Source organism: Rhizobium sp. WYJ-E13 (assembly GCF_018987265.1).
GTDB lineage: Bacteria > Pseudomonadota > Alphaproteobacteria > Rhizobiales > Rhizobiaceae > Rhizobium.
Window position 1 is genome coordinate 3822789 of record NZ_CP076853.1, and the last position, 17736, is coordinate 3840524.

The 17736-nt window shown below is 59.0% G+C and carries 19 protein-coding genes; 5 read left to right on the forward strand and 14 right to left on the reverse strand.

What is annotated here, in order from left to right; translation table 11 throughout:
• Nucleotides 1-51: 51 nt before the first annotated feature.
• The 5 genes from KQ933_RS18985 to KQ933_RS19005 form a co-directional block, all read right to left on the reverse strand.
• Nucleotides 52-915 carry an RNA polymerase factor sigma-32 gene (locus tag KQ933_RS18985; protein WP_029868975.1) on the reverse strand — a complete coding sequence of 288 codons (864 nt, stop codon included), beginning with the start codon at nt 913-915 and terminating at the stop codon, nt 52-54.
• A 379-nt stretch (nt 916-1294) separates the two neighbouring features.
• Complete coding sequence (locus KQ933_RS18990; protein WP_216756298.1) at nt 1295-1867, reverse strand: CarD family transcriptional regulator; 573 nt, start codon at nt 1865-1867, stop codon at nt 1295-1297.
• A gap of 398 nt (nt 1868-2265) precedes the next feature.
• Nucleotides 2266-2604, reverse strand: a complete 339-nt coding sequence (gene fdxA / locus KQ933_RS18995) for a ferredoxin FdxA (RefSeq protein WP_216756299.1) — start codon at nt 2602-2604, stop codon at nt 2266-2268.
• 196 nt (nt 2605-2800) lie between these two features.
• Complete coding sequence (locus KQ933_RS19000; RefSeq protein WP_216756300.1) at nt 2801-3205, reverse strand: RNA-binding S4 domain-containing protein; 405 nt, start codon at nt 3203-3205, stop codon at nt 2801-2803.
• Nucleotides 3206-3207: 2 nt separating this feature from the next.
• Nucleotides 3208-6330, reverse strand: coding sequence for a helicase-related protein (locus KQ933_RS19005; protein WP_216756301.1), 3123 nt, complete (start codon nt 6328-6330; stop codon nt 3208-3210).
• Between the two features lie 859 nt (nt 6331-7189).
• On the opposite strand from KQ933_RS19005, the gene KQ933_RS19010 reads away from it, so the two are divergent.
• From KQ933_RS19010 to KQ933_RS19020, 3 genes are all read left to right on the forward strand, one after another.
• Entirely contained in the window at nt 7190-7345 is a 156-nt protein-coding gene (locus tag KQ933_RS19010) for a DUF3309 family protein (RefSeq protein ID WP_007825451.1), read from the forward strand.
• A gap of 25 nt (nt 7346-7370) precedes the next feature.
• Entirely contained in the window at nt 7371-7625 is a 255-nt protein-coding gene (locus KQ933_RS19015) for a YMGG-like glycine zipper-containing protein (protein ID WP_007825452.1), read from the forward strand.
• A 189-nt stretch (nt 7626-7814) separates the two neighbouring features.
• Nucleotides 7815-8003, forward strand: a complete 189-nt coding sequence (locus tag KQ933_RS19020) for a hypothetical protein (RefSeq protein WP_216756302.1) — start codon at nt 7815-7817, stop codon at nt 8001-8003.
• Between the two features lie 153 nt (nt 8004-8156).
• Here KQ933_RS19020 and KQ933_RS19025 read toward each other — a convergent pair whose 3' ends face one another.
• Together KQ933_RS19025 and KQ933_RS19030 are read right to left on the reverse strand one after the other, a co-directional pair.
• Nucleotides 8157-8882 (reverse strand): beta-ketoacyl-ACP reductase, encoded by a 726-nt coding sequence (locus KQ933_RS19025; protein ID WP_216756303.1) that lies wholly within the window; start codon nt 8880-8882, stop codon nt 8157-8159.
• Nucleotides 8883-8949: 67 nt separating this feature from the next.
• Nucleotides 8950-10131 carry an acetyl-CoA C-acetyltransferase gene (locus KQ933_RS19030; protein ID WP_216756304.1) on the reverse strand — a complete coding sequence of 394 codons (1182 nt, stop codon included), beginning with the start codon at nt 10129-10131 and terminating at the stop codon, nt 8950-8952.
• A gap of 231 nt (nt 10132-10362) precedes the next feature.
• Between KQ933_RS19030 and phaR the strand changes: the two genes are divergently transcribed.
• Entirely contained in the window at nt 10363-10935 is a 573-nt protein-coding gene (phaR, locus tag KQ933_RS19035; protein ID WP_112544842.1) for a polyhydroxyalkanoate synthesis repressor PhaR, read from the forward strand.
• Here the strand turns inward: phaR and KQ933_RS19040 are convergent.
• From KQ933_RS19040 to mtgA, 5 genes are all read right to left on the reverse strand, one after another.
• Nucleotides 10930-11337, reverse strand: coding sequence for a hypothetical protein (locus tag KQ933_RS19040; RefSeq protein WP_216756305.1), 408 nt, complete (start codon nt 11335-11337; stop codon nt 10930-10932). The two genes, phaR and KQ933_RS19040, sit on opposite strands and share 6 nt — an antisense overlap.
• A 144-nt stretch (nt 11338-11481) precedes the next feature.
• Nucleotides 11482-11667 carry a 50S ribosomal protein L32 gene (gene rpmF, locus KQ933_RS19045; protein WP_026186748.1) on the reverse strand — a complete coding sequence of 62 codons (186 nt, stop codon included), beginning with the start codon at nt 11665-11667 and terminating at the stop codon, nt 11482-11484.
• A 156-nt stretch (nt 11668-11823) separates the two neighbouring features.
• The gene (locus KQ933_RS19050) at nt 11824-12471 is read right to left on the reverse strand and encodes a glutathione S-transferase family protein (protein ID WP_216756306.1); all 648 of its coding nucleotides are present in this window, start codon (nt 12469-12471) and stop codon (nt 11824-11826) included.
• A 12-nt stretch (nt 12472-12483) separates the two neighbouring features.
• Nucleotides 12484-13206, reverse strand: a complete 723-nt coding sequence (locus KQ933_RS19055) for a DUF1868 domain-containing protein (protein ID WP_216756307.1) — start codon at nt 13204-13206, stop codon at nt 12484-12486.
• A gap of 97 nt (nt 13207-13303) precedes the next feature.
• Nucleotides 13304-14041: a monofunctional biosynthetic peptidoglycan transglycosylase gene (gene mtgA / locus KQ933_RS19060; protein ID WP_216756308.1), complete on the reverse strand. Its 738-nt coding sequence runs from the start codon at nt 14039-14041 to the stop codon at nt 13304-13306.
• Nucleotides 14042-14175: 134 nt separating this feature from the next.
• On the opposite strand from mtgA, the gene KQ933_RS19065 reads away from it, so the two are divergent.
• Entirely contained in the window at nt 14176-15090 is a 915-nt protein-coding gene (locus tag KQ933_RS19065) for a polyprenyl synthetase family protein (RefSeq protein WP_216756309.1), read from the forward strand.
• A 56-nt stretch (nt 15091-15146) separates the two neighbouring features.
• Here the strand turns inward: KQ933_RS19065 and ispG are convergent, their stop codons facing one another.
• Nucleotides 15147-16394 (reverse strand): flavodoxin-dependent (E)-4-hydroxy-3-methylbut-2-enyl-diphosphate synthase, encoded by a 1248-nt coding sequence (gene ispG, locus KQ933_RS19070; RefSeq protein ID WP_216756310.1) that lies wholly within the window; start codon nt 16392-16394, stop codon nt 15147-15149.
• 95 nt (nt 16395-16489) lie between these two features.
• On the reverse strand, nt 16490-17683 hold the full coding sequence (locus KQ933_RS19075; protein ID WP_216756311.1) for an MFS transporter: 1194 nt from the start codon (nt 17681-17683) through the stop codon (nt 16490-16492).
• Nucleotides 17684-17736 lie beyond the last annotated feature (53 nt).

The window sequence follows — 17736 nt, forward strand, 5'->3', positions numbered from 1 at the left end:
GAAAGCCCGGCTTTGCCGGGCCAGTCTGTGCTGCTGGGGAGTAATTCCTGGTCAGGCATAGGCTGCCATATGCGGATCGGCGCTGACGAGCGCCGTGCGAAGCTTTTCCATCGCCCGGCTTTCGATCTGACGCACGCGCTCCTTGGAAATGCCGAGGTCGGCGCCGAGCTCTTCGAGTGTCGCTCCGTCTTCTGCGAGCCGGCGCGCGCTGATGATCTTCATTTCGCGCTCGTTGAGATGCTTGAGGGCAGACGCAAGCCAGATGCGGCGACGTTCGCCGTCGATCATGTTGGAGACCTGCTCATCCGGCAGCGGCTCGTCGCTGACGAGAAAATCCATCTTCTCTGCACTATCGGCGTCGCCGGAAACGGAAGGCGCCTGCAGCGACGCATCATTGCCGGAAAGGCGCGCATCCATGGTCTGCACGTCGGCAAGGCTGACACCGAGGGCGGCGGCGATTTCCTGATGAATGGATTGCAGCGTCAGCTGCGTGTCGCCCTTGGCGAGCTTGGCGCGCAGGCGCCGCAGATTGAAGAACAGTGCCTTCTGGGCCGAACTCGTGCCGCCGCGCACGATCGACCAGTTGCGCAGGATATAGTCCTGGATCGAAGCACGGATCCACCAGCTTGCATAAGTGGAAAAGCGTACATCGCGCGCCGGTTCAAAGCGAGCGGCCGCCTCCAGAAGCCCGACATAGCCTTCCTGCACGAGATCGCTCATCGGCAGGCCGAAGTTGCGGAACTTTCCTGCCATGGAAATGACGAGGCGCATGTGCGCCATGGCGATCTGGTTGCGGGCGCCGCGGTCCTCGTGATCCTTCCAGCGGATAGCGAGATTATGTTCCTCTTCACGGGCGAGATAGGGAGCCGCCATTGCTATTTTGATCATGCGCCGATCTGCAGACATGTTCTTCATATCGCTCTCCTGAACAGGCCACGTGCCTAAAAATAAACAAGCAAACATCGTTTCCGGAACATCGCTGCGCCGGAGCAAACTAGGCTCTTGAATGCATAAAGGCCTCGCTCCTGGACTTTTCAGGAGGAGGCCCTATCTCTCTTCATATGCCGCTGACGCGGCTGGACTGGATCAGTTTCTTGAGATTGCCGGATAGGCAAATTCTGGAAATCATGATCCGCTCCTCATCGAACATTGACAGCTTTAGCGGAAGTCAAACCGAGCTTATGGGTTCGGGTGAACTCCGCATCACTGTATATGAACGTCGCAGCGGCGAAAAAGTTCCAATAAAAAACCCGGCACCAAGCCGGGTTTTTTCATCAGCAAAAACAATGCGCTATTAGGCTGCCTCGTCCTGCGAATCGTCTTCCTCGATTGCCTTGCCGCGCTTCGGACCCTTGTTGAGGTTGGTCTCGACGACGCGAACGGCTTCCGTTTCAGACATCTTGTTAACGGCAGCGATTTCGCGAGCCATCCGGTCGAGGGCAGCTTCATAAAGCTGACGTTCTGAATAGGACTGCTCCGGCTGGTTTTCAGCGCGATAGAGATCGCGAACGACTTCTGCGATCGAAATCAGGTCGCCGGAATTGATCTTGGCATCATATTCCTGGGCACGACGAGACCACATGGTACGCTTGACGCGAGCCTTGCCCTGCACGACCTTGAGGGCGCGCTCGACAAAGTCGGTTTCGGAAAGCTTACGCATGCCGATGCTCATGGCCTTTGCGACCGGAACCTTCAGACGCATCTTGTCCTTTTCGAAATCGATGACGAAAAGTTCAAGCTTCATGCCGGCGACTTCTTGCTCTTCGATAACCGTGATGGTACCGACGCCATGTGCGGGGTACACGATCGATTCACCAGTCTTGAAGCCGTGACGTGCGGTAGAAGGTTTTTTCTGCTGGATGGTCATTCTAATCAAAAACTCCCTGTTACGCTTCCGGCGGCAGCCGGAGCCGGGTCAGTCAGGCCCGGATGAGACGGTTATATCCGTCGGGTGACTTCACTCTGGTTCCGCCAGACAGAAGCAAATGATATCCTTGCGCGCGATCTTGGGATCCGACAGCTCAAGTTATTGATATGTCACGGAAACCGCGTGCGGATTTGCTTTTACTTTCGTGATGGTTTTGGGCATGCGTCATGCCACAAATGGAACAGTGTGGTGAACGTATCACAAAAATATGAGGAAATCAATAATTTGCTTAACGTGAGTCATGTGGGCAACACATAGCCCCCATGTGACTCACGCGTAATTTGAAACGTTTAACCTGAAGCTGAACCCAGTTTCAACAGCGCTGCACGTCGAAAATTTCAGTCGCCACTACCGGGCTTTTCCGAGAAGTATTTCTCGAATTTCCCGGTCTCGCCGTCCATCTCCTTGGCCTCCGGCATCGGCTCCTTCTTGACAGTGATATTCGGCCAGATGCTCGCATATTCTGCATTGATCTTCAGCCACTTGTCGAGACCCGGTTCGGTATCGGGCTTGATCGCCTCGGCCGGACATTCCGGCTCGCAGACACCGCAGTCGATGCACTCATCGGGATGGATGACGAGGAAATTCTCGCCTTCGTAGAAACAGTCGACGGGGCAGACTTCAACACAATCGGTGTATTTGCAGCGAATGCAATTGTCGGTCACGACATAGGTCATGAAGAACTCCAGGATTTTCCATGCGGGCGGGGCCGGGCAACCTGGAACGTCGCGCCTGTCCCCTGAGCCGGACAAAAAGCGTGAACAGGCTTGGGAGGCAAGCACACTACCCGGCAGGTTGTGTGTGACGTATCGACTTTACGGCAGGATTTCAAGGACAAACGATCTTCGAAAGGCTCATGGCAGGAAGAGTTTTCTAATCGTCGTCCGACATCAGCCTGTCGATTGCACGTCGTTCCTTTTTCGTCGGCCTGCCGGAACCAGTCGCCCGGATTGCCTGTTCGTATGGGGTGAGGCGTTTTGTCTCATCCGGAGGCGGCGACAGGTCCTCATAGAGCAGCCGCGCCTCCTCGTAGGGACCACGTCTGTCGCCGGGCAGCCGAACGACGAGAATGACGTCTCGCCGTTCCAGCTTCAGTTCGATGCGATCACCGACTTTAATCATTTGGCTAGGCTGCACACAGCGTGAGCCGTTGATGCTGACATGGCCTGACTGGATATGGCTTTGCGCCAGCGAGCGTGATTTCACCATGCGCGTGAAAAACAGCCATTTGTCGATGCGCTGGCGCGAACCGCTTCCTGGCTGTGTTTCTCCGCCCATGATTACTTCTTCATCTGCTCCTTGAGCGCTGCAAGCTTGGCAAAGGGCGAATCCGGATCGATCGGCTTCTCCTTGCGCGGCGGCTTGGCCTCGAAACGCAGCGGCTGCGAATTGCCGCGGTTGTTGTTACGGTCGTTGCGGTCGCCACGATCCTTTCGATCACCGCGGTCCTGACGGTCGCCGCGCTGCTCGTTGCGCGCCTGCTGCGGCCTGCCGCCATCACGATTCCCGCCTTCGCGGTTGCCGCCATCCCGGTTGCGGTTGTTGTGGCGGTTGCCATCACGGGCCTCACCGCCTTCACCGCCGCTAGGACGGCGATTACGGTCACCACGTTCCTGGCCTTGGCCATGACGTTCGCTCTGACCTTGCCCGCCGCGGCGGTCGCCATGGCCGCGCGCCTGGCGCTGGTTCTCGTTGCGGCCGCCGAGACGCCACAGAAGAACCGGCTTCGGCTCTGCGGCCTCAGCTTCAGCCTCACCGACTTCAACCGAACCTTCGGCTACCACAGGCGTCTCCGCAGCCGCAGGAGCGGCTTCGACAGCGGGCGTTTCTTCCGAAGCGCCATCTGCGTCGTCATGATCGGCCTTTTCAGCCGTTTCCTCTGCCACTGTCTCAATCGCCGCCACGGGAGCCGATGGCGCATCCTGCGTCGCAAGGAATGCTGCAGCCTCCTCGGCCTTTACGGCGTCTGCGCGATAACCGAGACCCTTGAGGATCTCTTCCATGTCTTCCAGCGTCGCGCCGAGAATGGACAGCATCGCTGTCGTCGTTGTGAAGCGGCGGCCGTCATAAGCGCCTTCCGGACGGCCGGCTTGACCCGGCTTCCACTGCAAGAGCGGACGGATGAGGTCGGCCAGACGCTCGAGGATATCGATCCGCACCGCGCGCTTGCCGAGGAAACGGAAGCCAGCGAGCTTATAGAACGTGCGCTCGAAACTCGGATCGGTGACGACGGAGGTACGGCCGGCGGCCAGCACCGGAATGAGGTCGCCATAACCTGGCTTGTCGAGCCCGTCATTCTTCAGTGCCCAGAGCAATGTGATGAGCTCTGCTGGCGCCGGCTTCAAAAGCGCCGGAACGAAAATGTGGTAGGCACCGAAGCGGATGCCGTAACGGCGCATGGAGGCGCGCGCATCCTGATCCAGAGACTTCACCTCTTCCGTCACGTCGCGACGAAAGAGCACGCCGAGATTCTCGACGAGCTGGAAGGCGAGCCCCTTGGCAAGGCCCTGCAGGTCCTCAGCGCGCGACAGATCGTCGAGCGGCTTCAGCACCGTGCTGATATGATGATTGACGAAACGTTCGATACGGGCGGCGACATGATCGCGCGCATTGCCCGTAAGCTGCTCGTCGGCAAGCAGGATGACTCGCGGACGCATCACGTGATCGCTACCGGATAGACGTCCGACCGGGTCGCCGAGCCAACGCACAAGACCGTCCGAGCCGATCGCCAGATCGGCGTTGCCTGCCGCATGCAGGCGCGCGGCACGGGCTTCGAATTCAAGCGCGAGCGCCTTCTGCGACGCAGACTGAACCGCCTTGGCGTCCGGCCCATCCGTTCCACCCACAGGCGTAAAACGGAACCCGGTCAACTGCCCCACATGATGTCCTTCAACAAAGACATCGCCATTCACACTGATTTCAGCTTCCAGCATCGCATTCTCTCTCAGGCGCTTCATGAGCACAGATGTCCTGCGATCAACAAAGCGTTTCGTCAACCTTTCATGCAACGCGTCGGACAATCGATCTTCGATTTCCCGCGTCTTTTCCTGCCAGTGTGTCGGATCGGCAAGCCAGCCGGGCCGATTCGAAACATAAGTCCAGGTTCTTATCTGCGCGATTCGCGCCGAAAGCGTGTCAATTTCTCCATCTGTCCGATCCGAGCGATGAACCTGTTCCGCGAGAAACTGCTCGTTTACCGTGCCATAGCGCACCAGATCGGAAAAGAGGGTAGAAATAAGATCGGCATGTTGCGCAGGCGTTATGCGCCGATAGTCCGGTAGAGCGCAAGCCTCCCAGAGCTTTTCGACGCGCGCCGGCGTGTTAGCGAGGTCGGTAATTTCCGGATAGCGCGATAAATGTTCGAGCGCCTGCTGGTCGACCGCCGGCAGCGCCCGCGTCAGACCCGGCACGCGGGGTCCGGTCTCAAGGCTTGCCCGCAGGGATTGTATCGAGGAGAAATCAAGATCCTTGGTCCGCCACTGCAGAACCTTGATATTATCAAATTCGTGGCCCTCGATGCGCTGCACCAGCTCCTCGTCGAACGGCGAGACCTGGCCGGTTACACCAAATGTCCCGTCGCGCACATGACGTCCCGCGCGCCCGGCAATCTGGCCGAGCTCACCAGGATTGAGATTGCGGAACTGATAGCCGTCGAACTTCCGATCCTGCGCGAAGGCCACATGATCGACATCGAGATTGAGACCCATGCCGATCGCATCGGTCGCAACCAGATATTCGACATCGCCCGCCTGATAGAGCGCCACTTGCGCATTGCGGGTGCGCGGGCTCAGCGCCCCGAGCACCACGGCAGCTCCACCACGCTGACGACGGATCAGTTCGGCGATTGCGTAAACCTCGTCCGCCGAGAAGGCGACGATAGCCGAACGCTGCGGCAGCCGGGTGATCTTCTTCTGTCCCGCATAGAGAAGGTGAGAAAGCCGCGGCCGCTCCGTGACGGTTATCCCCGGCAGAAGCTGCTGCAGGATCGGCCGCATGGTACCGGCGCCAAGCAGCAGCGTCTCGTCACGGCCGCGCAGATGCAGGATACGGTCTGTGAAGATATGGCCGCGCTCGAGGTCTCCCGCGAGTTGCACCTCATCGATAGCAACAAAGGCGGCTTTGGTTTCCCGCGGCATCGCCTCGACCGTGCAGACGGAGAAGCGCGCATTCGGCGGCGAGATCTTTTCTTCCCCGGTTACCAGCGCAACATTCTGGGCGCCGACTTTTTCCACCACCCGCGTATAGACTTCGCGCGCGAGCAAGCGGAGCGGCAGGCCGATAACACCTGTGCCATGCGCCACCATGCGTTCGATCGCATAATGGGTCTTGCCGGTATTGGTCGGCCCAAGCACCGCGGTCACGCCGCGCCCGCTCAGTATCATCGGCTGCGAAGTCAGGGTCATGGTCCATGCAAGTGAGGCGGGGACGCCCCGGGTCAAGTCGGCTCCTGCGGGTAAGGCAGAGAACACATGGACAGCCGAAGCTCCAAACGCAAGGGCAGATTTGAAATAGACTCTGGATTGAGCATGGAAGTCACAGTCCGCTAAGTCCTTGATTTAAGATTCGGAACAGCTTGAGAACGAATCGGAGACGAATCGCTGACTCCGGCTGATTCAGCTTTTGTTCACGGCTAAGTATTGATTTTGAATCGGTTTTTTACACTAGATGCTGAATCTGTAGACTCGCCTGAGAACAAATGCTGGCAACCGCGATTAACGCTTCTTGCCGCATCGTAAAGGCGCAAAGGTCAAGGCCGAAATTAACGCTTCGATCAAAGCCGGAACGAAGCGGAGACGAATCGCCGATATCGAGGTTTTCCCTTTTCGTTCACTGCGAGATCTTGTGGCGTTTTCGCCACCGATCCCCAGATACGGGTTCCGGGTTTGCCGCAGCCATCCCGAGCCGTTGGATCGCATTAATCATTTGCATGCCGAATTTACAGAGCCTTAAACAGGCCGGCGCCGGTAGGCCGATGAAAGTCATGGCTGATCAAAGCCGGAACGAATCGCCGACGAATCGGAGACATCTTCATTTTCCCGCTTTGTTCACCGCAACATATTGTATTTAAAGAGAATTTTAACCATACCCGGAAAATACCCCATAACATTTCGCCGACTTGCTTTCGAAAGAACCGGCTAAATTTGGCTTCTGTCGCAATGAGGGATAACGCCGCCGTGATATTCTGAGAGTTTAGCCGGGAACAAAAATCGCGGATGCGGGTTTCTAGTCCAGTCGAAATGAGAATGAGGCAGGACAAACACCATGCTTGGCACGATACTTCTTATTATCCTTATTCTATTATTGGTCGGCGCCTTGCCGAATTGGGGTTATAGCCGCGGCTGGGGCTATGGACCTTCGGGTGGTTTGGGGTTAGTTCTCGTCATCATTATCATTCTTGTACTGATGGGCCGAATTTAAAGGCCGGTAACCTGGGGAGTTAGACATGAAAAAGATTGTTCTTAGCTGCGCTCTCATTGGCGCTCTCGCCTCCTGCACCCCAACGGAGCAGGGCACGGCGATTGGTGCGGGCACGGGCGCCATCATCGGCGGCGCCGTCAGCAACAGCTGGGGTGGCGCGGCAGTTGGCGCAGTCGCCGGCGGTCTGACAGGCGCACTGATCGGCCAGTCGGTTGAACGCCGCGGCTACTGCATCTATCGCGACCGCTACGGTCGCCGCTACGAAGCTCGCTGCCGCTAACCAGCATCGCCCCATCGGAAATTTTGAACGGGCGCTTCGGCGTCCGTTTTTCTTGCGCGCGTTTATCGTCAACATGGCGTTGACGATTGGTCGCTGAAGTCAAATCTACCGCGCCGCCGACGCCAGGCGCATATTAGTTTCAAGATCGCAAGGGCAGAGCACCTGCCGCCTGCGAGTGGAAACGCCATCATGGCCCACATCCTGCTCAATTCCGCCGTCGCCGTCCTGATCGCCACGGCCTTTCTTACGACAGCAATTGCCGCTCTCCGCAGCCAAGACCGCGCTTTCCAGAAGGTGCCCGTCAAGGCCAACAGACGGTATCATCCAAACGCTGACACCATCAAAGAAACCGAAAACCGCGTGACGGTAAATATTTGAGCGCCGTCCGCGGGAGACACGGCCATCAACAGGATCATCGTGATCCCCGCCCTCATCACCATTGCCTTCGCGGGCTATGGCGCATCCGCCGGCCCCCTATGACGGCACCGGCAGCTTCCCGAGCAACTATGCCCACAATCAGAAAAAATAGGCTCAGACGAAGAACTGACCGCCATTGGCCGTCAGCGTCGAGCCGGTGATGAAACCGGCGTCGTCCGAAACGAGAAAAGTCACGCAACGCGCGATCTCCTCGGGTTCACCGAGGCGCCCGACCGGGATTTGCGGAATGATCTTCTCATTCAGCACCTTTTCCGGCACGGCCAGCACCATCTCCGTACCGATGTAACCGGGGCAGATGGCGTTGACGGTAATGTTCTTGACAGCGCCCTCCTGAGCGAGCGCCTTGGTGAAGCCGAGGTCACCGGCCTTGGCGGCGGAATAATTCGCTTGTCCCATCTGGCCCTTCTGGCCGTTGATGGAGGAGATATTGACGATGCGCCCGAAGCTGCGGTCGCGCATGCCGCTCCAGACATGATGCGTCATGTTGAAGAGGCCGGTGAGGTTGGTATTGATCACCTCGTGCCACTGCTGCGGCGTCATCTTGTGGAACATCGCATCACGCGTGATGCCGGCATTGTTGACGAGGATTTCGACCGGGCCGAGCTCGGCCTGAACCCTCGTGATACCCTCGCCGCAGGCGACATAGTCGGACACGTCCCACTTGAAGGCCGGAATGCCGGTAACATCGTGAAATGCCCTGGCCTTTTCATCATTGCCGGCATAGTTGGCGGCAACCTTATAGCCGGCATTCTTCAGCGCCATCGAAATTGCCGCGCCAATACCGCGCGTACCACCAGTGACCAGAGCCACCCTGCTCATGTTCCGCTCCCCTGTTGTTGTCAGCCTGCTCTCAGGCAGGCCTCAAGAAACATGCATCGTACGCTATTTATATTGCCTCAAAACACATCGCGACACCCATGCCGCCACCGATGCACAATGTAGCCAGTCCTTTTTTGGCGCCCCGACGCTTCATCTCGAAGAGCAGCGTATTGAGGACACGCGCACCTGAAGCGCCGATCGGATGACCGATCGCAATCGCGCCGCCATTGACGTTGACGATAGCAGGATCCCAGCCGAGATCCTTGTTGACGGCGCAGGCCTGGGCCGCGAAGGCCTCATTGGCCTCGACGAGGTCGAGATCGCCGACGGACCAGCCGGCCTTTTCCAGCGCCTTGCGGGAGGCGGGGATCGGGCCTGTGCCCATGACCTGCGGATCGACACCGGCCGTTGCCCAGGAAACGATGCGGGCAAGCGGCTGGATACCGCGTCGCGACGCTTCCGCTTCGCTCATCAGCACGGTCGCGGCAGCGCCGTCATTGAGACCGGAAGCATTTGCCGCCGTCACCGTGCCGTCCTTGTCGAAGGCGGGCCGCAGCTTGGCCATCGCCTCCATCGTGGCACCATGACGGATATATTCGTCGGCATCGACGGTCACATCGCCCTTGCGACCTTGAATGACGAAAGGAACGATTTCGTCCTTGAACCGGCCGCCCTTCTGCGCGGCCTCGGCCTTGTTCTGCGAACTGACGGCGAACTGGTCCTGGTCGTCGCGCGAAAGCTGCCACTGGCGCGCGATATTTTCCGCGGTAATGCCCATGTGGTAGCCATAGAAGGCGTCGGTCAGGCCATCCTTGATCATGGTGTCGATCATCTTCATGTCGCCCATCTTCACGCCCCCGCGCAAATGCGCTGCATGCGGCGCCATCGACATGGATTCCTGCCCGCCGGCGACGATGATCTTCGCATCGCCAAGCGCGATCTGCTGCATCCCGAGTGCAACGGCACGCAGGCCGGAACCACAGAGCTGGTTGACGCTCCAGGCTGTCGCTTCCTTGGGAACGCCGGCCTTCATTGCGGCCTGACGGGCCGGGTTCTGGCCTTCGCCAGCCTGCAGGACCTGGCCAAGGATGACCTCGTCCACGTCTTCAGGAGAAACACCTGCCCGCTCCAGCGCGCCCTTGACGGCCGCCGCACCGAGTTCGTGAGCGGGAATTGTGCCGAAAGCACCGTTGAAGGAACCGACAGCGGTGCGCGCTGCGCTGGCGATGACGACGGATGAACTGCTCATGGGATGTTTCCTCATTTCTCGTCACACATATAAGTGGAAACTGACAAAGCTGCAGGCGCAAGTCAAATGCCAAGACTGCCCCGGCATCTGCTGCAGCGCCCTCGAATGGATTTATCCGTACGGGGAAAGGGCTTGCCGCATCGCACAAAGAGATTGTCACCGCCCTTCTTTTGCGTCTACAGTCTCTGGTGGAGGAGTATACATACAATCAGATGGGGTTCGGAGACTGATATGGCAAAGACCGAGGGTCAGATCGTAATCAAGAAATATGCCAATCGCCGCTTATACAATACGGGCACCAGCACCTATGTGACGCTGGAAGACCTGGCGGAGATGGTGAAGAAGGGGGAGGACTTTGTCGTCCAGGACGCCAAAAGCGGTGACGACATCACGCATTCGGTATTGACCCAGATTATTTTCGAGCAGGAATCGAAGACCGGCAACACACTGCTTCCGATCTCCTTCCTGCGTCAGCTCATCACCTACTATGGTGACCAGATGCAGATGGTCGTTCCGAGCTTCCTGGAGCATTCCATGCGCGCTTTCACGGAACAGCAGTCGCAGATCCGCGAGCAGGTGAACCGCGCTTTCGGCGAAACGCCGCTCGGCAAAAACCTTCAGCTTCCCATGCAGATGGTCGAGGATCAGGTCCGCCGGAACACCGAGATGTTCCAGCAGGCTATGCAGATGTTCTCGCCCTTCATGACGCCGCCGCCCAAGGAAACCCGCAAGGCGGAGGCCAAGGACATCGACGAGCTGAAGGAACAGCTTCGCGCGCTGCAGAACAAGCTCGACAGCCTATAGACCGATCGAGACGTCCCGGCCGGCGCTGCGGATCGACACTGCAAAGCCGCCGATAACGTCGATCAGCGCAATGGTCATCAGAATGAAGAAGACCTGGGTCGCCGCGTCCTGGACGAGAAGAAACTCGACCAGGAAGGCGATGAAGACCAGCATCGACAGCATATGATTGATCAGGTTGCCGGAACCGTTCCGGGTCGCCTTCAGGATCTCCAAGAAGAGCACGACGAGCGCCACGACGATGAAGAGATCGCCGAGCGCCATGCTCCACATCGCGCCTGAGAGCATCGACAGCACGATCACGTCGTGCTGGAGCGAGGGAATTCCGCCACCACCCATCAGGCCCAGCATCGCCAGATTGTAAAGAATAAATGGAATAACCATCAGCGGCATTGCGGTAATCATGCAGAAAAATCTCCCTGACCTCTAGGGAATACTGCCTGACATCACCGTCTCACTTCAAGGCATCGAAGATTATAATATCTTGAAAAGAAAAAGGCCGGCGTCGAGCCGGCCTTCAAAACTTTCATCGGACATGCCGCGTAGAAATTATGCGTTTTCCTTCGGCGTCAGAACCTGACGGCCACGGTACATACCGGTCTTCAGATCGATATGGTGCGGGCGGCGCAGTTCGCCGGAGTTCTTGTCTTCAACGTAGGTCGGAGCCTTCAGCGCATCAGCCGAACGGCGCATGCCGCGCTTGGACGGGCTCGTTTTTCTCTTCGGTACAGCCATTTCTCATACTCCACTTGCGGGCAAAACACTCCCACGGCCAGACTGGCGGCCGAAACGGACATGTCGCGATTTCGGAAATTTTGCGCGCTTATACATGCAAGGGGCGGCCTTGACCAGTCCCCATATGGATTTTTTGCGATGCGGCTGATTCTCTCATTAGACCTCGTCTTCCGCCACGATCCACGGCTCGACGCGGGCCGCCTCTTCCCACCGCCGCCAGGCCGGGTGCGCCTTCATCGCACCCATGTAGGCCAGTGTATCCTTGTCGCTGACGAGATCATAGATCTCGAAGCGATTAACGACGGGCGCAAACATCGCGTCTACCCCGCTGAATTCACCGAAGAGGAACGGGCCACCGGATTTTTGCAGAAGATCGCGCCAGATCGTCTCGATACGGCTGATATCGGCGGAAACCCCGTCGGGAAGTGCGATCTTGCCTTTCGGCCGGCGGATATTCATCGGGCAGGCGCTGCGCAATGCCCGGAAACTCGAAAGCATCTCCATGGAAACCGAACGGGCAAGCGCCCGCTCGGCACGATCCCCAGGCAGCAATCCTGATTCGGGAAAAAGCTCGGCCACATATTCGATAATCGCGAAGGATTCCCAGATCTTCAGCGCACCATGCTGCAGCAGGGGCACATGGCCGCTCGGCGAGACCGCCTTGATGTTGGGGTTACCACCCGGATAGTCGAAGGGGATCAACACCTCCTCGAAATCGATGCCGACGCCCATCAGCGCCATCCACGGCCGGAACGACCAGGAAGAATAGTTCTTATTGGCGATGTAAAGCCTCAGCTTGTCCATGGTGTTCTCCTGTCAGGGTTCGAAATCGAAAATCAGCACTTCGTGGAAGTGGTTCATATCCTCGAACACGCAGAAGGCCGGCGGATTGAGTTCCAGCACAGGCGCCTTGGTGCGGATATACTCTGTCACCTCGTCAAGCATTGCCTGCCAGCGCGGCAGCGCCTCGTCTTCTAACCGCTCAATCGGGTAGGCAAAGGTCATGTGGAACTTGTAGTTCTCATGGTTGGGCTGACGATAACCCAGGAGATCTGCGAATGCATCGCGCCAGGCGCGCATCACCCTGCGGTCACCGTCTGTCGCGCCCTCGAGAAGCAGGCCGGACGGACGGGCTTCGACGATTGCCACGTTGAAGGGATCGAACATCGTGAAACCTTCGAGCCGTGCCGCCATGAGCTCCGTCATATCGTCGATCGGCGTCTCGAGCGGAATATTATCAGGCCAATGGTTCTCCTTGCGGCCGGTCTCGATCACACCTTCAAAGAGCGTCATATGGAGGCTGGTGATTGGCGTGAAGATGAATTGTGGTGCCTCGGGCATCGCCAGATATCTCTCACGCGCTTCGATCAGCACCTGCTGCGTTTTTGAGCCCCTCGGGGGATGGCAGACGATCGTGTTACCCTGCTCAGGCAAGAAGCCGTCGAGCTTGTGATAGCGGGAGCCCAGATGCCGCGGCGGAGCCGGATTATGGGTCTTCGAATACTGAAGCAGCTCGGGCGAAAGTGTCGTGGTGGTCATGGGCGGACTCGGGGCTTTGATTGCTGATGCATTCGCCCATATGGCAAGATCAAGAATGTCAGATGACACTTGCCGCTACCAACGACAAGTTCTGATATCAATCATAGATACACTTGATGTAATCGCCCGAGCCCTGCGCCCGCCGTTCGATGAGCGCTGCAAGCCTGCGCAGGCCTCGCCCGGGTTTTCCGGCATTGCGGTCGATCGGGTTCGGCAGGGAAACCGCAAGCAACGATGCCTGCCGGCGTGTAAGCTTCGAGGCAGGCACCTTGAAGTGATATTGCGCAGCCGCCTCGATACCGTAAATGCCTGGCCCCCATTCGGCGATATTGAGATAGATCTCCATCAGCCGCCGCTTCGACCAGACGAAGTCGGAACCAACCGCCAGTGGCAGTTCCAATCCCTTGCGGATGAAGGAGCGGCTGTTCCAGAGGAAGAGGTTCTTCGCTGTCTGCATGGGGATCGTGCTGCCGCCGCGCGTCTCCTGGCCCTTCAGCGTGTCTTCGACCAGCATGCGCATCTCGGCCCAGTCGACGCCCCCGTGGAAGCAATACTGTCCGTCTTCCGACATCATCACCGACTGCACGAGCACAGGCGCAACCTCGTCGATCGACACCCACTGCCGGTCGTAACCGCGCAGGAGCATGAGATCGCGCAGCATCAGCGTCGAAACCGGATGGATGAAGGGCAGCAGATAGAGAAGGATCAGCAAATAGGGAAAAAGCAGCACCGCCAGAACGGCAAGAACAATGCGTTTCAGCACCTGGCGGTCTCCAAGCCAACGCCGGTGAACCGGCGCCTCGACGCTTTCCTCTGTCTGCGGCGCTATATCCAATGTCCCAGTCCGATTTCGCCCTCGTCGCTGTCATACCGCCTGAAAACCCGCATTGCCAGAGTGCAGCGGAAATCTTGACGCGGTGATCGACAATTCCGTTGCCAGCAGCCATTCTGCCGTGCCAAAGAGCGCGCATGGACGCAAAGCGGGAAACATTCGAGACACGGTTGAAAAGCAGTGCCGCCGAGATCGAGGCGCTGCTCGATCTCCTGCTCTCTCCTACCGTGCTGTCCGACGAGATCGCCCGCCCCGACCTCTTGCGTAGCGCCATGCACTACGCCGTCCTGAATGGCGGCAAACGCCTGCGCCCCTTCCTTGTCGTGGAAAGCGCAGCACTTCTCGGCGGCAACAGACAGGCCGCGCTTCGCGTCGGCGCGGCACTCGAATGCATCCATTGCTATTCACTCGTTCACGACGATCTGCCGGCTATGGACGACGACGACCTACGCCGCGGCAAGCCGACCGTACACATCAAATTCGACGAAGCGACCGCCATTCTGGCCGGCGACAGCCTGCTGACCTACGCGTTCGACATCATCGCCGCGCCGGAAACCGACCTGCCGGACCGCAGCAAGACGGAACTTGTTCTGGCGATCGCCCGCGCCGCTGGCCTCGGCGGCATGGCCGGCGGACAGGCCCTTGATCTTGCGGCGGAAACTCAGGCGCCCGATGAAGCTGGCATCATTCGCCTGCAGGCGATGAAGACGGGCGCGCTGATTCGCTTCGCCTGCGAGGCCGGCGCCATCATTGCCGGCGCGTCTACCGAAGACCGGCGGCGCCTGCGCCGCTTCGGCGAAAAGATCGGCCTCGCCTTCCAGCTTGCCGATGATATTCTCGATCTGACTTCCGATATCAAGACGATGGGCAAAGCGACCGGCAAGGATGCTGCCCGCGGCAAGGGAACACTCGTGGGGCTTCATGGCATGGGATGGGCAGACAAACAGCTGCGCCGGCATGTCGAGGATGCAGAAGAACTGCTCGCCCCCTATGGTGAACGCGCCGCATTGTTGATCACTGCGGCCCACTTCGTGGCCGAACGCAAGAACTGAGACAGAGCAGGGGCACCATCCAGCCCTGCTGCAGCAGGCCACCGAAAGCGGAGCAGCTACTCCGCCGCCGTCTTCTGGCCGAATCGCTTCTCAATATAGTCGACGACCAACGCCTCGAAATCCGAGGCGATATTCGGGCCGCGTAACGTTAGGGCCTTCTTGCCGTCGATGAAGACGGGGGCAGCCGGCGTCTCGCCGGTGCCGGGGAGCGAAATGCCGATATCGGCATGCTTGCTTTCACCCGGTCCGTTGACGATACAGCCCATGACCGCGACATTGAGCGCTTCCACGCCCGGATACTTCTCGCGCCAGATCGGCATATTCTTGCGGATGTCACTCTGGATGTTCTGGGCGAGTTCCTGGAACACCGTCGAGGTCGTGCGCCCGCAGCCCGGACAGGCCGCAACGACAGGCACGAACTGGCGGAAACCCATGACCTGGAGCAATTCCTGCGCCACCTGCACCTCGCGGGTGCGGTCACCGTTCGGCTCCGGCGTCAGCGAAATGCGGATCGTATCGCCGATGCCGTTCTGCAGCACATAGCCCATGGCAGCCGAAGAGGCGACGATGCCTTTCGTGCCCATGCCGGCTTCGGTCAGGCCGAGATGCAGCGCGTGGTTGGAACGTTCGGCAAGCATCGAATTGACGGCAATCAGATCCTGAACCTGGCTGACCTTGGCCGAAAGGATGATGCGGTTGCGCGGCAAGCCGATCTCTTCGGCAAGTTGGGCAGACAGCAGCGCCGACTGCACGATCGCCTCATGCGTCACCTGCCGGGCAGAAAGCGGCGATCCCTCGGCCTGGTTCTTGTCCATCAGCTGCGTCAGCAGTTCCTGGTCCAGCGAACCCCAGTTGACGCCGATGCGCACCGGTTTGCTATAGCGAATTGCCATCTCGATGATTTCGGCGAACTGCTTGTCCTTCTTGTCCTTGAAACCGACGTTACCCGGATTGATGCGGTATTTCGCCAAAGCCTCGGCGCAGGCCGGATGATCGGCAAGCAGCTTATGGCCGATATAATGGAAGTCGCCGATCAGCGGCACATCCATGCCGAGGCGCAGCAGGCGCTCGCGGATCTTCGGCACGGCGGCAGCACTTTCGTCGCGGTCGACGGTGATGCGGACAAGCTCGGAACCGGCGCGATGGAGCGCGGCCACCTGGGCGACGGTGGAATCCACATCCGCCGTATCGGTGTTGGTCATGGATTGCACGACGACCGGCGCACCGCCGCCGACGATGACGCCGCCGACATCAACGGCAACGGAGGCGCGGCGCGGTTTCGGATCGAAATCGAAAGCAGACATGAAGAGCTCTTACACCCGGAAAACAGAGCCTTTCAGGTGGATCAAGCCCGCAGGCTTGTCAACCGCCCCGTATATCACTTTTGTTTGGAGGCGGCTCAGTGGCCGCCACCGGAGACCCCGTCAGCATAACGCGCCAGCTTGGAGAATGCGAGAACCACGAGTAGCAGCATCGGCAGCGCCATGAAGACAGCCGCAAAGCCGACATGTTCAGCCACGAAGCCGATCACCGAAGGCGCAACCAGCATGCCGGAATAGCCGATGGTTGTCACGACGGAGATACCGATGCCGGGCTTCAGGCCGGGGATGTTGCCCGCAGCCGAAAAGGCGATCGGCACCATGTTCGAAATGCCGATACCGCAAAGCGCGAAGCCGAGGATGGCAATTTCCGCATTTGGCGCAAGGCTCGCAAGCAGCATACCGGCAATCGCAAACAGCGTGCAGATACGCAGCGTCTTGACGCCACCGAGACGGTCGCGAACCAGGTCGCCGGCAAAGCGCAGGGTCGCCATGGTCGCCGAGAAGGCCGCAAAACCGAGGCCGGAGAGGGCGACCGACGCACCCATTTCCTGCCTGAGATAGAGCGCACCCCAGTCCAGGATCGCACCTTCCGGCACCATGCAGAGTAGCGCCATTATACCGAGCAGCCACGGCAGCGGCACCATCGGCAGCTTCGTCTTCTCCTTCTTGGTATCAGGATGCGGCGGGTCGGCCAGGATCATCGGCCAGGCGATGGCAAGGAAGATCGCGGCAAGCACGGTCGCCAGTTCCGCGTGGCCAAGAATACCGAGTTTGGAGATCACCAGGCCGCCGAGACCGGAACCGATCAAACCGCCGAGACTCCAGAAGGCATGGCAGGACGACATAATGGCACGGCGCATGGATTTTTCCACCGCCACGGCATTGGCATTCATTGCGACGTCCATCGCGCCGATGAAACCGCCGAACAGAAAGAGCGAGATCGCCCCTGTGATGACGTTGGGAGCCACCGTCAGCGCCAGAAGCATCGGCAACAGGCATACGGCCAGTACCTGCACGACAACCCGCGAGCCATGCTTGGCGATCTGCGCGCCGGCGATCGGCATCATGACGAGCGAACCGAGACCGAAGACCAGGATCATCAGCCCGAGTTCGAACTTGGTGAGATCAAGCCGTTCGGCAAAGTCAGGAATCTTTGGCGCCCAGCCGCCGATGACGAAACCGTTCATGAGAAAGAGCAGCGAGACCGCCGCCCTGCTCCTGGTGATAAAGCTGCTCCGCACCCTCGGAGCCGTGCTCACGTTATTATCCATTCCCTTGTCTTTCCTCTCATCGGGCTTGCCTGCCCGATCCCCATAAAAGGCCG

Coding starts and splice junctions, on each gene's coding strand:
- KQ933_RS18985 (WP_029868975.1), bottom strand. CDS start 915: ATGAAGAACATGTCTGCAGATCGGCGCATGATCAAAATAGCAATGGCG.
- KQ933_RS18990 (WP_216756298.1), bottom strand. CDS start 1,867: ATGACCATCCAGCAGAAAAAACCTTCTACCGCACGTCACGGCTTCAAG.
- fdxA (WP_216756299.1), bottom strand. CDS start 2,604: ATGACCTATGTCGTGACCGACAATTGCATTCGCTGCAAATACACCGAT.
- KQ933_RS19000 (WP_216756300.1), bottom strand. CDS start 3,205: ATGGGCGGAGAAACACAGCCAGGAAGCGGTTCGCGCCAGCGCATCGAC.
- KQ933_RS19005 (WP_216756301.1), bottom strand. CDS start 6,330: ATGACCCTGACTTCGCAGCCGATGATACTGAGCGGGCGCGGCGTGACC.
- KQ933_RS19010 (WP_007825451.1), top strand. CDS start 7,190: ATGCTTGGCACGATACTTCTTATTATCCTTATTCTATTATTGGTCGGC.
- KQ933_RS19015 (WP_007825452.1), top strand. CDS start 7,371: ATGAAAAAGATTGTTCTTAGCTGCGCTCTCATTGGCGCTCTCGCCTCC.
- KQ933_RS19020 (WP_216756302.1), top strand. CDS start 7,815: ATGGCCCACATCCTGCTCAATTCCGCCGTCGCCGTCCTGATCGCCACG.
- KQ933_RS19025 (WP_216756303.1), bottom strand. CDS start 8,882: ATGAGCAGGGTGGCTCTGGTCACTGGTGGTACGCGCGGTATTGGCGCG.
- KQ933_RS19030 (WP_216756304.1), bottom strand. CDS start 10,131: ATGAGCAGTTCATCCGTCGTCATCGCCAGCGCAGCGCGCACCGCTGTC.
- phaR (WP_112544842.1), top strand. CDS start 10,363: ATGGCAAAGACCGAGGGTCAGATCGTAATCAAGAAATATGCCAATCGC.
- KQ933_RS19040 (WP_216756305.1), bottom strand. CDS start 11,337: ATGATTACCGCAATGCCGCTGATGGTTATTCCATTTATTCTTTACAAT.
- rpmF (WP_026186748.1), bottom strand. CDS start 11,667: ATGGCTGTACCGAAGAGAAAAACGAGCCCGTCCAAGCGCGGCATGCGC.
- KQ933_RS19050 (WP_216756306.1), bottom strand. CDS start 12,471: ATGGACAAGCTGAGGCTTTACATCGCCAATAAGAACTATTCTTCCTGG.
- KQ933_RS19055 (WP_216756307.1), bottom strand. CDS start 13,206: ATGACCACCACGACACTTTCGCCCGAGCTGCTTCAGTATTCGAAGACC.
- KQ933_RS19065 (WP_216756309.1), top strand. CDS start 14,176: ATGGACGCAAAGCGGGAAACATTCGAGACACGGTTGAAAAGCAGTGCC.
- ispG (WP_216756310.1), bottom strand. CDS start 16,394: ATGTCTGCTTTCGATTTCGATCCGAAACCGCGCCGCGCCTCCGTTGCC.
- KQ933_RS19075 (WP_216756311.1), bottom strand. CDS start 17,683: ATGGATAATAACGTGAGCACGGCTCCGAGGGTGCGGAGCAGCTTTATC.